Here is a 12,793-nt window from a genome sequence, read left to right on the forward strand (position 1 = left end):
CTTTTGCCCCGCGTCTTCTGATCACACAGCCCCAAGCAAGATCAAAGCGGTCTGCGCTGGCGAGATCGTACTCTGAAGACCCGCGATTTGACTTCTGGCCAGATAGGTGTCGGTCAGTTTCTCAACTGCTTTCTGGTCCGAAAACTGTGCCAGATCATCCGATCCAGTCAGATGGAATAGCCGGCTTTTGAACTCGACCAATTGTTTGTCGATATCCAGTTGGGCGAATGACTGTGGCAGCCCAAGCGCCGTTTCCATCATTTTGCGCAGTGGTGGCAATCCCATAAGATCGAACCATTTCGTATCTGTACTGCTTCCGCTTTTCGCCAGATCAGACAGCTCGCGCTGGGCATAGAGCGAAATGCGCATCGTCTCATCCGACTGTCCGACCGCAACCTCAAACCGCGCAGACAGATTGGCCTGGGCTATCTTTTCCATATTGGTAACCAGCACCGTTTTTCGAACAGCCCCCGGGCCAAACCCGAAAGCATCCGAAAATTCCCGGTACCGTTTATCCGCCAAACGATTGGACAAAGCGTCCTCCGCCTGTGTTCCATCCTCCAGAATTTTCCGGATAAAGAACCGGTTGTCCACATCCGCCTCCAACCCAAAGGCACCCAAAGCGACCTGCAACAATCTGCGGTTCGAAACCAACTGTTCGGCGGTCTTCACTTTCCCAATGTTGTCCAGGAAATACTTCGTCTCCCTCTCATTCACTGCCGAAGACGAGAAACTTTGAAACTGACCTTGATAAGTACGTTGCAGAAACCGCCAGCCGACGATCCCGCCAGTGGGGATGACCGGTTGAAAGCTCATTGCTGATAAGCCATCAACCGTTCTTCGCGCGGAAGAAGCGAGCGAAGTGACTTGAGGCATTTATAGTATTGCTCGGCCACCAGCGCGTCTGTTGCCTCAGACAACACACGGCGGCTGTCTGTATCTGTTAAAACCTGGCTCAGCTCTTCCACGCTGCGCAACAGGTGTTGACGTGCCCGAACCGGATCCATGTCTCCGGACAGAACAAGCTGTGCGGCATAGCAGACACGGCGCACCGGAGTATTTACTTCATCCGGATGTATCGCATCGCGCAGCCGCAGGACATTGGCCTGCGGCGTCATGATCGAAAACCGGCCACGGCGGTCGCCGTTTTCAATCACAACACCATTGATCAACACCCTTTCCTTCGGGGCGAGTTTCAGAACCAGCCCGCTCATCACGTTGCGCTCATCTGGCGCAATCCGCGCAAAATCGCCGTGTTTATTTCAAGCAATGGTTCGATGGATGCGCCGTCCGCTAAAATGCGGCTGCTGTGCAGTTCCGTAAACTCGGCAAGGTAGAAGATCCTGGCGCGAATATCGTTTGGCAACGCGTTTGCCGAATCCGCGACACCTGTTGCCATCACGCCCCATAACCGGCGGTTCTCGTGAACGGCTTGAACAAACGCTGAGAAATCCGTTGCCTTGCGTGCGGTAGCCGCCTTGAGACGCCGCGTAATCCTGGAAATTGCCTCATATTCAGTGTCACGGGGCGTTCGCGTCGGCGCGGCGGCTTGCGCATAAGTGTATTGAGCGAGGGTTTGCGGGGTCACTTGAATTCCTTCCAAAAAGCCGTCGTCAGGTGGTCACGACCGGGGTGCGATAATCGCGCCCCGGACCGCGTTGCGTATTAGCGGAACAGCGACAGGATCGACTGCGGAGCCTGGTTGGCAATCGAGAGCGACTGTGTTGCCAGCTGCTGCTGTACCTGAAGGGCCTGCAAACGCGCCGAGGTTTCTTCCATGTCAGCGTCGACCAGCGCGCCGATACCGGATTTGAACGAGTCAGAGAGATTCGAAATGAACTCTTTCTGGGTCTCGATACGCCCCTGCGCCGAGCCAAAGGCGGCCGAAGCATCAATCGACGTATCGATAAGCGATTCGACGGCCGCCAACGCAGCGGTTGCCCCCGCACCTGTCGACACATCAATACCTGCCAGCGCGCCCAAACCACCGGCACCCGCATTCACGAACTGAGCCGAGAACGAAATGTCAGATCCTGTGCCGTTTGTAACCGACAACGTACCCGCAGTTCCGGAGTCGTAATCGACGGTCAGACCGGTAATTCCAAGCTCTTCGATCTTCGATTTCAATCCGACGGCAACAAGGTCACCGGTCGTTGTCGCGGCAGCATCTTCCGCAGAAACGGTATAGGACACAACCTGATCGTTAATGGCGACGACAACCTTATCTCCGGCAGCGAAAGCGCCACTGGATTCATCGGTAACCAACGCCGTCGCAGCCGTTGCACCATTGTCAATGGTTGCCCCCACGCGGTCGTTGCCGGTCGATGCACCGGTAGAGCCGTCGAAAACCTGTTTGGTGACATACCCACCGGTCGACAGGTTCTGCCCCGAGACCGAGATTGACGACGCAGTCACCGCCCCGGTGTTGTCACGATCCAGCGATGCAAGGATCGAGGCAGAGCCGGTCGAGCCGTCAACAAGGTTCAGACCGTTGAACTGGGCAGCGCTGACAACCGATGCGATCTGATCCTTCAGTGCGGTCACATCGTCATTGATCTTACCGCGATCAACGTTGTCTTCCTGCGCCGCGACGATCTTGCTTTTCATCTGAGTCAACAGGTCGGTGACGGTTTCAGACGCATTTCGCGCAACAGCTACTGTCGATTCGCCCAGCGCGAGGCTGTCTTTGATCGCGTTGAAGCCCTTGACGTCGGATTCCATCACTTTCGAGATCGCCCAAACCGCCGAGTTGTCCTTGGCTGTCGCGACGTCCTTACCGGTCGAAATCGCGTTCTGGGTCATTGCCAGGTTCTTGTTGACCGACTTGAGAGTTTGCAGCGCAACCATCGCGCCATTGTTTGTCAGAATGCTGGACATAGCTTTTATCCTTTTGCCTTCGGGCCATTTTCGCCCATGTTCACCCCACAGTATCTGCGGGCATTGGTGTCTTTCTGACTTGTGCGACGCGCCGCGTGGCTGTTCGCGCCACCTGATGCTTCCAGGTGCAGCATCACTTTTGAGCCCGATCCCCTAACGGAGTGCTAAAACGCCCGAACCAGAAGTTTCAGATTTGAATCAAACCCAGGCCTATGCGCGCTTTTCCAGCTTTGCCGTGTTACGAACGGGAAATTCACTTCGTTGCCCATCCGCGCCGTAAGTGCTGAATTCCTGCCGAACCCGCCGCAGTTCGGCCATGCGGCTGGCCACGGCCCGAATCCCGTCGGCGGCACTGTTCAGCAATGCCTGATTGCGTTCGACTTTCTGCTGCACCCGCATGAGTGCATCGCTGTTCAGCACCTGAAGGTCGTTGATCGCGCCAATCAGTTTTTCTTTTTCCGGCACCATATGCGTCAGACGATCCAGATCACCCTGGACAAGCGCCGCACGCTCCAGATCCAAAACTTCTTCCAGAGATTTGATCAGTGCCATGTCGGCCTCAGACGTCATCGGTTTTCTCCATCAAAGATTTCAGCAGAATTTCTGATAAGCCCACTCCGCCAGCCCGGGCCAGTTGCCGGGCCTGATGCTGAACTAGAAACGAAGAGAACTGGTCTTCACCGGCCCCGCCACCGAAGGACTGGCGCGTTTTGCCCAATCCGGCGGACTTCATCATTTCGCTGAGGAATGCGGCCTCCAACTCGATGGCCGCGCTTTTTAGTCGGGTCTGGGTCAAGGGCGTTTGAACCGCCTGGGGAAATGTCGAAACCTGCATGGTATTCTCCGAAAATGCTTCGAACTTTCTCGATCAAAGGTGAAAGCGGTTAAAATAAACGTAACTTCCTGCGGGCAGAGTTCTGATCAGTCACACGGAGCCAGAGCAAAATGCCCAAACCACTAACGCTGGCGGCCGCAGCGCCAACAGCAACTGCGAAACCCAATTCGCCCGCAAAAGAACCGGGTCGTGCTACCGGGGTGGGCAGTTTCGAGGACATCCTTGAACAGGGAAACGAAACAAGTCCCGCCACCGACAATACGGTTTTGGACGCTTCTATCGAAACCACCGACGAAACTGCCGAGATTGAGGTGGAGGCCATTCTGCCAAACACGGCTGAGGCATCTGTCGTGGCGATTTCACCTCGGGCACCAGAGTTGGCAGATAACATTTCACCGCAGACCGAAATTGTCGGAACGTTTGAAACGCCTACGGCGAATACGGTGCATCCCGCGCCGTTTATACCTGCTAGGGCGGATATCCCCGCAACGGGCACGACAGAACCGGAACAAACCGTTGCGTCAACGGGTCTACCCCGTCAGACCGACATTCAACCCTTTGTGCCTGGGCATCCAACCGAAAGGCAGGTTCACGCCGCTTCGACCCAGGTCGTGCCTGCCCAAAAACCCACAGAGGCTTTGCCTGTTTTGGGCCAGCCACCCCAATCTAAGGACCAGACAACCGGGGTGAAAACCGAACGGCTCCTTGAAAGCACAAAGGCGGCGCCCGAGACAGCAGAAGTCGCTGCCACGCCCAAGCCGACAAATCCAAACCGCGCGACACCGGTTGCGCAGCTTCAACTGATCCTCAACTCAATCGAAGCGGAACAGGCGACACCGGCGCAGGAGGTTGACGCGGGGTCCATCGCCTTAAACGAACCCGTTCAGCAAGCCCCCCGCAAGGTGGCACAACACACGGCGATGCCCTCTCCGTCCGCCCGTGCTGAAATTGCTCGTGCTATAGCCGGGCAATTGGCGGCAACGATTCAGACCCGACCGGGAACCGGCATCATGGAAATCTCGCTAAGCCCCGAAGAACTGGGGCGTGTATCCATTGTGCTGAACGGTAGGGATGACGGGCTCCAGATGACAATCGCCACCGAACGCCCGGACACGATGGAACTTATACGCCGCCACCTGTCCGTTCTTACGGAGGAGTTTCAGAAACTGGGCTATGGAAACCTGAACATCGATCTGGGGACTCCGTCGGATTCAGGTGCACGGGATAAACCGGCAAATGAATTCGACGCTCAGGCCACACCGGAATCCGAACTGGTTCGGAACGTACACCTCGCGCAAGCCACGCCACATCCACAAACTCCTGCTCCGGTCAGGGGCATCGATATGAGATATTGAAAGATGATCACACCCATCACTGCCACACAGGCTGCCACATCTCAGGAAACTGCCGGTCCGTCCCGAAGTTCTGCGATCACTTCGGATTTCGAAACGTTTCTGTTGATGCTGACCGCGCAAGCCCAGAATCAGGACCCGCTGGAGCCGATGGACTCAACCGAATACGCATCGCAACTTGCGCAGTTTTCGATGGTTGAACAACAGGTTCAAACCAATGACCTGCTTTCCGCCCTGACCAGCACGCTTGGCAGTGTCAATCTGAACGACCTTGCAAGCTGGGTCGGAATGGACGTCAGATCTGCCTCGGGTTTTCATTTCAACGGCCAGCCAGTGACCCTGTTTTCGCGCGCGGATTCTGACGCGGACGCAACCAAACTGGTGATCCGTGATCATGAAGGCACAGTCGTCGACACGGTTTCTGTTCCTACAACGGCGACGGAGTTTGCTTGGGCAGGTGTAAGTTCCTCAGGTGATCCGATGGCTGCTGGCAACTACACCGCGACGCTTGAAAGCTACAAGAATGACCGGCTGATTTCCGAGAAACCCGTCGCTGCCTATAACCGGGTCGTCGAGGCGCAGGTGGGAGAAGATGCTGTTCTGCTGACCCTGCAAGGCGGTCAGGTGATTCCCGCAGATCTGGTCACGGCTGTTCGAACGGGCGCTTGATCTGTTGGGCTGGACGGGCCAAAGGTTGGCAACTTGACTCGCCAGAAGAAGTGAAAAGACCTCTGCCCAACCTGCCTGCCCCCCCTCATGATCTGGTTGAACACCTCAGCTCTCTTGGGCTGGTCAACATGTATGCGCAGTTCGAAATCCTGTATGGCGGTCGGACCAACAGGGTTTGGAAAGTGCTGGGGGACGACGGCGACAAAGTGCTGAAGCTTTACAGCCCGACCCTGCGCAACCCCTTGTTTCGAAATGATGCAAAGCTGGAAACCCTCTGCCTTAAGGCGCTTGGTCCGACCGGTTTTGTGCCAAGGCTGCGCGCCGCAGGACAGCACAAGGACGCGCATTGGGTGTTTTACGACCACGCACCCGGAACACCCTGGCGGAATGGCTCGGACAAGGTTGGTGAACTGCTGCGCAGGCTGCATTCGCTGCCCAACACCATTCCAGCGCCTGCCGGGTGCAACGGCAGCGCGGATCTGATGGCCCATGGGTACAGAATTCTGCAAGGGTGCAGGTCAGAAACCAGAAACGAACTGGCAGTATTGCAACCCTCGATATCTGTCCCTTCCACGACCAAGACTTGCCTGATCCATGGCGACCCGGTCGCTGGGAATATTCTGGTTGCATCCCGCGGCCTGACCTTGATCGACTGGCAATGCCCTGCCTTTGGCGACCCGTGCGAAGACCTTGCGATGTTTCTGTCCCCGGCGATGCAAAGGCTTTACCGGGGCTCACCTTTGTCGGACGCGGAAGAAGTTCAGTTTCTGTCCGCCTATCGCAGACCTGAGATTGTTTCCCGTTATCAACGGCTCAAGCCATGGTATGCTTGGCGCATGGCCGCTTATTGCCTGTGGCGCGCGGAAAACGGTGCACCCGACTATTCCGAAGGCTTGAAACTGGAAATCGAAACCCTGAAACCGAACGAATTCACCTGAGGTCCGAAAGCGCAAACAAGGCGTATGCCGGTGGCATCAATGCGCGACGCCAGCGGCCCAACGGAAACCGTTCAGGAGTTTGCCTCATCGGGGCAGGCAAACGGGCATCCTTGCCCAAAGCCAGCCGTGCCAATGCGCGTCCGCTGTATGTGCCCATAGCGACGCCGTTGCCATGATACGCAAATCCGGCAAACATGCCTGGCTGCATGGGCACGGCACCAACAAAAGGCATCAGGCTTCGCGAGAGGCACACCATACCTGACCAGATATGAGTCGCCTCAACCGCCGCCCAGGCCGGGAACATGCGTTTGAAATCCTGTTGAACCTTTGCCCGGATCGCGGCCTCGGACCGGGGCGACGATAACAAGCCGCCTCTCATTCCGAACAAAAAGCGCCCATCCGGCATCAGGCGAAAATAGTGCAGAAGATTACGCGTGTCGTAACATATCTGGTCCGAGTTCCAGCCCTGCGCCGATAGTTCAGCCTGGCTAAGCGGGCGCGTTACCATCACGGTCGATTGCGCGGGCAAGTAGCGTCCGGACATCCAATCGGGGATGTCTTCGCTAGAATACCCGTTGGTACAAATCAGCACGACCTGAGCGTTAACCTGCCCTGCGCTTGTTTGCAGTCTGAAGCCGGACGTTGTTTTTTCAATGTTCAAAACGGGGCTGTTCTGAAAGAAATTCACACCCGAAGCCGCCGCAGCGCTTGCCAACCCGAACAGGTATTTCCGGGGATTGAGCCCAAAGCCGACCGGCAGAGTATACCCTCCGAAGAATGCACCACACATACCAAGCGCTGGCAAATCAGCAGCTTGGTGCAGAATGCCGGTCTCGTCCGCGTGTCGGCGCAGGACATCCATCGCATGTCGCGAATGGGCCAGTTGGGTCTCACCATTGGAATGCGTATCCGCATCTATCCGATGCCGCGCCAGCAGATCGGCAACCAGCTGGACCGCGTCCTGTTCAGCCGTCTCATAGGCCTGCGCCGCTTCGCGGCCATAGCGGCGCACCATGGACTTTTGCCCTAGCTTCGATCCGCCAAGACAGCAGAAACCGCCATTGCGACCTGATGCGCCCCACCCCGGTGGGCCTGCCTCGAGCACAGCAACCGAGGTCGCGTTTTCAGCCAGATGCAAAGCCGCTGAGACCCCTGTAAAGCCGCCACCGACGATGGCGACATCAACGTTCAGATCGCCCTGAAACTCTGGCCAGTTCGGGTTTGCAATGGTCTCGTCCCACCAGCAACCATCACGAGGACCCGCACCATAGGTGTATTCGGGAAATATCCGTTTCATTCGGTGCGCGCAGCGGCCTGCTCGTCCTGCCGTTGACGCATCATGGCGCGCTTGGTCACAAGTGAGGCCGTTATCACCCCAACCGTCACGACCGCAATCATGATCGTCGACAGCGCGTTTATCTCGGGGCTGACGCCCAGCCGCACGGCCGAAAAGATCTTGATCGGCAGGGTCGTCGCCGACGGGCCCGATGTGAACGACGCTATAACCAGATCATCCAGCGACAATGTGAAAGCCAGCAGCCAGCCCGAGATTACCGCGGGCGCGATAATCGGTAGGGTGACCAGACCAAAGGCCTGCGCGGGTGAACAACCCAGATCCAGAGCGGCTTCTTCCAGCGATTTGTCGAATGTCACAAGCCGTGACGAGACGACAACCGACACAAAACACATCGAGAATGTTGTGTGAGCCAGAACGATGGTCAGGATACCCCGGTCCAGCCCGATCCCGATAAAGAGCAACAGCAGCGACAGGCCGGTGATCACCTCGGGCATCACAAGCGGTGCGTAGATCATGCCGGAAAACAGTGTCCGACCAAAGAACCGCTTGCCCCTGACAAGCACATAAGCGGCCGCAGTCCCCAGAATGGTTGCCAATGTCGAAGAAAACACCGCAACCCGGACCGTGACCCATGCGGCATCCAGAAATGCCTCGTTCTGAACCAGTTCGCCATACCATTTGGTCGAAAACCCGGCCCAAACCGTGACCAGCTTGCTTTCGTTAAAGCTGAAGATGATCAGGATGATCATCGGAATATACAGGAACGCAAAACCCAGCGTCAGCGAAACCGTATTGAACCAGCTTAATCTGTTCATCCGTCAGCCTCCGCCTGTTTCTGCTGGTTGCGCTGGAACAGCACGATGGGAACGACCAGAATAAGCAACAGCACGATCGCGACAGCACTTGCCACGGGCCAGTCTCGGTTCGAGAAAAACTCTTCCCACAACACCTTGCCGATCATCAGCGTACCGGACCCTCCCAGTAGTGACGGGATCACAAACTCGCCGATCACGGGGATCATCACCAGAAAACAACCTGCGATGATGCCCGGTCTGGACAGTGGAACGGTGACCAGCCAGAAGGCTTGTGCCCTCGAGCAGCCCAAATCCTCGGCCGCCTCGATCAGCGAACCATCCATACGTTCCAATGACGAATAAATCGGTAGGATCATGAACGGGAGATAGGTGTAAACAATACCGATATAGACGGCAGTCGAGGTGTTCAGGATCGTCAAAGGCGTCGAAATGATACCCGCCCACAGAAGCAGTTGATTAAGGTACCCTTCATTCGACAGAATGCCCATCCAAGCATAAACCCGGATCAGGAATGACGTCCAGAAAGGCAGGATCACCAGCATCATCAGCGTTGGGCGCCATTCCTCGGGCGCACGGGCCATGCCATAGGCGATGGGGTAACCAACCAGCAAAGTCAGGAAGGTTGAGATCAAAGCGATCTTGACGCTGGACAGATACGCTTTCCAGTACAGGTCGTCCTCGGTCAGCCAGATGAAGTTTTCAAGATCAAGCTGGCTGAAGAACTCTTTGATCCCCGACCAACCAGCTGAAAAATCCAGTGTCGGTGTATAGGGCGGGATCGCAAGCGCGGTATCCGACAGCGAAATCTTCAGAACGATGAAGAATGGCACCATGAACAGCGCCAACAGCCAGACATAAGGTATGGCAATCAGAACAGCACGGCGCATCAGTCGACCAGCAGAACCGCAGCGGTGGCCGTCCAGGACAGCCAGACCGGGTCTTCCCAGGTGAATGAACGGCGCGAGATGCGGCGGGTATTGGCCGTCTGCGCCTTGATGATTGTGCCGTTTGCAAGTTCAACGTGATAAGTGGACAGATTGCCCAGATACGCGATGTCATGAACCTTGCCTTGCACCGCATTCACTGCATCCGCCGGACGCTCAGCCGAGATTGTCACTTTTTCCGGGCGGATCGCCAGATGGCACAACTGACTGTTTTCAAAGTTCTTCGCTGACGCTGCGGTCAGCGGCGCTTGCCCTTCAGCCCAGTCTACCTGATAGGTATCCTCTCCGACAGATGTCGCGCGCCCTTCTATGATGTTCACGTCCCCGATGAAATCAGCGACATAGACCGAGGCAGGATTTTCGTAAATCCGGTCCGGAGTGGCAACCTGCATAAGCTGACCCTGATCCATCACCGCCACACGGCTGGCGACTGTCATGGCCTCTTCCTGATCGTGCGTAACGATCACGAATGTGGTGCCGGTTTTTTCCTGAATATCCATCAGTTCGAATTGGGTATCCTGGCGCAATTTCTTGTCCAGTGCGCCCAGCGGTTCATCCAGCAGCAAAAGCTTGGGTGCCTTGGCAAGCGAGCGCGCCAGCGCCACACGCTGCCTCTGCCCACCCGAAATCTGATGCGGTTTACGGCGGGCGAACTGTTCAAGCCGGGTCAGGCGCAGCATTTCTTCGACCCGGTCTTCCAGATCATGTTTGGGCATTCTGTCCCGGCGCAGGCCAAAGGCGATGTTTTCCCAGACGCTAAGATGCGGAAAAAGGGCATAGGACTGGAACATCATGTTTACGGCACGCTTATTGGGCGGGATTGGGTCGATATCCTTCCCTCCAAGCAGGATTTGGCCTTCGGTCGGTGTTTCGAACCCGGCCAGCATCCGCATCATCGTCGTTTTGCCACATCCAGACGGACCAAGCAGGGCAAAGAACTCTCGCTCGAAGATATCCAGAGACAGGTTGTCGATGGCAGTAAATTCACCAAAACGCTTGGTCACGTTTCGGAACTGGATCAAGGGTTTCGCCTGCGGGTCATCCCATGGCGCAAAGACGTCAGAATTCACTACGGCCCTCGTTCGAATAGCTGAAAAGAGAGGCAAGGCGGCGGCGCCGCCCTGCCGGTGCAATTCGGATCAGGTGCCCGATTTGACCTTGGTCCACAGACGCGTCACGACCCGCTGCGTTTTCGCCGGATAAGGTGTCGTGATGTACAGGTTCTGCATCGTGGCATCATCCGGGTAGATGGCCGGATCGCCGATCACGTCCTCTTCCAGAAATTCCTGAGACGCTTTGTTGCCGTTGGCGTAATACACATAGTTCGATGCCGCCGCCATGTTGTTGGCGTCCAGAATGAAGTTAAGGAACGTGTGTGCGCCTTCGGGATTTGGAGCATCGACAGGAATTGCCATCTGGTCGAACCACATCAGTGACCCTTCGGCGAAGGGGTGATACTCGATCTCCACCCCGTTATCTGCCTCTGCGGCACGGTCGCGTGCCTGAAGGATGTCACCCGACCAGCCAACAGCAACGCAGATGTCGCCATTTGCCAGCGCATTGATATATTCCGAGCTGTGGAATTTCTGGATATGCGGGCGGACTGCTGTCAGAACCGCTTCGGTCTTGCCGATCACGTCCGCGTCGTGGCTGTCAGGGTTTTCTCCAAGGTATTGCAGCACCATGGGAATGATCTCGGCCGGGGCATCCAGGAAATGCACACCGCAAGTGGCCAGCTTTTCCATGTTCTCGGGTTTCAGGACCAAGTCCATGCTGTTCAGGGCAATGTCGTCGCCCAGAACCTCTTTGACCTTACCGACATTCACGCCGATCCCGGTTGTTCCCCACATATAGTTGATCGAATACGCGTTGTCCGGGTCATAACCGGCAGTTCGCTCTTCGATTACATCCCAAAGGTTTCCGGCGTTCGAAAGCTTGCTTTGGTCCAGCTGCTGAAACGCGCCGGCCTGGATCTGGCGCTGAAGGAATGTACCTGACGGTACAACCACATCATAGCCCGAGCCACCGGCCAGCATCTTGGTTTCCAGAACCTCGTTGCTGTCGAACACGTCATAGATCAGGGTCAGACCTGTTTCTGCTTCGAACTTGCTCAGCAGTTCTTCGTCGATGTAGTCGGACCAGTTGTAAACACGCACCTCTTCGGCAAATGCCGCCGAAGTCCCCAATGCGATGACCGCTGTCATGGTCAGCGTTTTGATTGTCATATTCTTCTCCCTGCAAGTGTACGGGTATTTTCCCGTTTTTTTGGATTTGATCAAGTTTTGCGTTTTCCCTCGATCCAGCGTATGGTTTCACGTGGCCAGTCACCTGACAAGTCAGGCTTAGTCGAAATAGGAAGAACCAATTGGATTTGATCAAAAATAAGGCATATGCGCCGTCGACTGAAGGGGGCAAACAACCCGCGCATGAGCAGGTTTACCAAACACTCAGATCACAGATTCTGTTCGGTGAACTGGTCCCAGGTCAGCCCGTCACAATCCAGGGTCTGACTGATTCGCTGGGTGTTGGGATGACTCCGGTCCGCGAAGCGATTCGCCGGTTGATCTCGGATGGAGGGTTGGTTTTCCAGGGCAATCGGCGCGTCAGTGTACCGTTGCTGAACTCCAACGATATTGAAGAGATGATCTTCGCCAGAATTTCAATAGAATCAGAGCTTTCCAGACGTGCAACCGACAACCTGAAAACGCAGGACATTGATCACTTGGAACGCCTGGACAGGCATTTGGATCGCATGATCGCCGATGGAGATGTCGGTGGCTATCTGCGTTTGAACCAGGCTTTTCACGAAACGCTGTATTCTTACGCAAACGCGCCGATCCTCAGTGACCTGGCTGAAAGACTTTGGTTGCGGTTTGGCCCCTCATTGCGTGTTGTCTGCGGGCGCTTCGGCACACAGAGCCTTCCGGATCGGCACAAGGACATTATTGCCGCATTGCGCGTCGGTGACGCTGAAATGACCGCAAAGGCAACCGCCCAGGACATCGAACAAGGCATGGACCTGATGGCGGAAGCATTGACGTCCGTCTGATTCAGCCTGATTCGATT

The 12,793-nt window shown here is 56.1% G+C and carries 15 protein-coding genes; 4 read left to right on the forward strand and 11 right to left on the reverse strand.

The window, feature by feature from the left end; genetic code table 11:
* Positions 1-21 precede the first annotated feature (21 nt).
* The 6 genes from AC2FLU_RS14605 to AC2FLU_RS14630 all read right to left on the reverse strand — a co-directional run bounded on the left by AC2FLU_RS14605 (position 22) and on the right by AC2FLU_RS14630 (position 3,712).
* On the reverse strand, positions 22-816 hold the full coding sequence (locus AC2FLU_RS14605) for a DUF1217 domain-containing protein (protein ID WP_480606330.1): 795 nt from the start codon (positions 814-816) through the stop codon (positions 22-24).
* Positions 813-1,214, reverse strand: coding sequence for a flagellar biosynthesis repressor FlbT (flbT, locus tag AC2FLU_RS14610; RefSeq protein WP_480606333.1), 402 nt, complete (start codon positions 1,212-1,214; stop codon positions 813-815). The genes AC2FLU_RS14605 and flbT overlap by 4 nt, the downstream gene beginning before the upstream one ends.
* On the reverse strand, positions 1,214-1,588 hold the full coding sequence (gene flaF / locus AC2FLU_RS14615; RefSeq protein ID WP_480555010.1) for a flagellar biosynthesis regulator FlaF: 375 nt from the start codon (positions 1,586-1,588) through the stop codon (positions 1,214-1,216). Before flaF ends, flbT begins: the two co-directional genes overlap by 1 nt.
* A 77-nt stretch (positions 1,589-1,665) precedes the next feature.
* On the reverse strand, positions 1,666-2,877 hold the full coding sequence (locus AC2FLU_RS14620) for a flagellin N-terminal helical domain-containing protein (protein WP_209505009.1): 1,212 nt from the start codon (positions 2,875-2,877) through the stop codon (positions 1,666-1,668).
* 210 nt (positions 2,878-3,087) lie between these two features.
* A complete protein-coding gene (locus tag AC2FLU_RS14625; RefSeq protein WP_480622558.1) occupies positions 3,088-3,447 on the reverse strand; it encodes a flagellar biosynthesis protein FlgN in 360 nt (119 codons plus the stop codon).
* On the reverse strand, positions 3,437-3,712 hold the full coding sequence (locus AC2FLU_RS14630) for a rod-binding protein (RefSeq protein ID WP_480474173.1): 276 nt from the start codon (positions 3,710-3,712) through the stop codon (positions 3,437-3,439). Before AC2FLU_RS14630 ends, AC2FLU_RS14625 begins: the two co-directional genes overlap by 11 nt.
* Positions 3,713-3,822: 110 nt before the next feature.
* Between AC2FLU_RS14630 and AC2FLU_RS14635 the strand changes: the two genes are divergently transcribed.
* The 3 genes from AC2FLU_RS14635 to AC2FLU_RS14645 are packed head-to-tail and all read left to right on the forward strand — an operon-like array spanning position 3,823 to position 6,671.
* Positions 3,823-5,067 carry a flagellar hook-length control protein FliK gene (locus AC2FLU_RS14635; protein WP_496809492.1) on the forward strand — a complete coding sequence of 415 codons (1,245 nt, stop codon included), beginning with the start codon at positions 3,823-3,825 and terminating at the stop codon, positions 5,065-5,067.
* A gap of 3 nt (positions 5,068-5,070) precedes the next feature.
* Positions 5,071-5,733: a flagellar hook capping FlgD N-terminal domain-containing protein gene (locus AC2FLU_RS14640; RefSeq protein WP_496809493.1), complete on the forward strand. Its 663-nt coding sequence runs from the start codon at positions 5,071-5,073 to the stop codon at positions 5,731-5,733.
* A gap of 50 nt (positions 5,734-5,783) precedes the next feature.
* Positions 5,784-6,671, forward strand: a complete 888-nt coding sequence (locus AC2FLU_RS14645) for a phosphotransferase (protein ID WP_480474176.1) — start codon at positions 5,784-5,786, stop codon at positions 6,669-6,671.
* Here AC2FLU_RS14645 and AC2FLU_RS14650 read toward each other — a convergent pair.
* From AC2FLU_RS14650 to AC2FLU_RS14670, 5 genes are all read right to left on the reverse strand, one after another.
* Positions 6,664-7,968, reverse strand: a complete 1,305-nt coding sequence (locus AC2FLU_RS14650; protein WP_480517897.1) for an NAD(P)/FAD-dependent oxidoreductase — start codon at positions 7,966-7,968, stop codon at positions 6,664-6,666. The two genes, AC2FLU_RS14645 and AC2FLU_RS14650, sit on opposite strands and share 8 nt — an antisense overlap.
* Positions 7,965-8,783, reverse strand: coding sequence for an ABC transporter permease (locus AC2FLU_RS14655; RefSeq protein ID WP_480474178.1), 819 nt, complete (start codon positions 8,781-8,783; stop codon positions 7,965-7,967). The genes AC2FLU_RS14650 and AC2FLU_RS14655 overlap by 4 nt, the downstream gene beginning before the upstream one ends.
* Positions 8,780-9,670 carry an ABC transporter permease subunit gene (locus AC2FLU_RS14660; RefSeq protein ID WP_496812023.1) on the reverse strand — a complete coding sequence of 297 codons (891 nt, stop codon included), beginning with the start codon at positions 9,668-9,670 and terminating at the stop codon, positions 8,780-8,782. The genes AC2FLU_RS14655 and AC2FLU_RS14660 overlap by 4 nt, the downstream gene beginning before the upstream one ends.
* Complete coding sequence (locus AC2FLU_RS14665) at positions 9,670-10,797, reverse strand: ABC transporter ATP-binding protein (protein WP_480474180.1); 1,128 nt, start codon at positions 10,795-10,797, stop codon at positions 9,670-9,672. Before AC2FLU_RS14665 ends, AC2FLU_RS14660 begins: the two co-directional genes overlap by 1 nt.
* A gap of 69 nt (positions 10,798-10,866) precedes the next feature.
* Entirely contained in the window at positions 10,867-11,952 is a 1,086-nt protein-coding gene (locus AC2FLU_RS14670) for a polyamine ABC transporter substrate-binding protein (RefSeq protein ID WP_480474181.1), read from the reverse strand.
* Between the two features lie 140 nt (positions 11,953-12,092).
* On the opposite strand from AC2FLU_RS14670, the gene AC2FLU_RS14675 reads away from it, so the two are divergent.
* The gene (locus tag AC2FLU_RS14675) at positions 12,093-12,776 is read left to right on the forward strand and encodes a GntR family transcriptional regulator (protein ID WP_496812024.1); all 684 of its coding nucleotides are present in this window, start codon (positions 12,093-12,095) and stop codon (positions 12,774-12,776) included.
* Positions 12,777-12,793: the final 17 nt, after the last annotated feature.

The sequence above is a fragment of the Ruegeria sp. SAZD013 genome, assembly GCF_059612525.1.